The organism is Streptomyces sp. SID4985 (genome assembly GCF_009863025.1).
Taxonomy (GTDB): Bacteria; Actinomycetota; Actinomycetes; order Streptomycetales; family Streptomycetaceae; genus Streptomyces.
In genome coordinates this window covers 1-656 of sequence record NZ_WWIR01000420.1, presented here as the reverse complement: position 1 = coordinate 656, position 656 = coordinate 1, and the positions used below count along the sequence as shown (strand labels likewise).

The 656-nt window shown below is 78.8% G+C and carries 1 pseudogene; it reads right to left on the bottom strand.

What is annotated here, in order from left to right:
• Nucleotides 1–656 (bottom strand): annotated as a pseudogene (locus GTW40_RS18310) (cell division protein FtsK); the annotation flags it as partial.

Genomic DNA, 656 nt, shown 5'->3' with positions numbered 1-656 from the left:
CCAGCGCCCGCGCGAACCGCTCCGCCCACGCCGCCGACACCGCGTCCACGGCCGCGACCGCGCCCGGTCCCACGGGACCGCTCGGCGCCACCCGCATCAGCCGCAGCGCGCTCGCCACGTCCCCGCTGAGCAGCGCCACCGCACCGCAGTGCCGGAAGGTCGGCGTCACCGCGCACGCGTCGTCGTACGTCCCCGCCACCGGCGAGGCGGGCGAACACGCCGCCGTCTCCGCCAGGCACACCACATGGATACCGGCGTGCGGTCCGGCCACGGCCAGCCGCGCCACCGCCTCGCGCAGCGCCGCCCCGCCGGGGTCGCCGTCCACCACGACCACGGTGTACGGCCCGGGGTGCGCGGCGGGTCCGGGCGCCGCCGGGTCCTCGACCCGGCGCAGCAGCTCCTCGGTACGGGCCGCCGCCTGCTCGCGGTCGTACGCGAGCAGCAGCCGACAGTCCTGCCCGTGACCCGGGCGGACGTGCGGCAGCCAGCCCAGCCAGGACCACTCCGCGAGCCGCTCCTCCAGCGGACGCGAGTGGTCCGCGCTGATCAGCACGATCTCCAGCAGCTCGGGCGAGTGCAGCGCGGCGAGCTGCGCCAGCACGGCGCGCGCGAGTCCCGCGAGCCGGGGGCGCGGACCGGCGAGGCCCAGTGCGCCC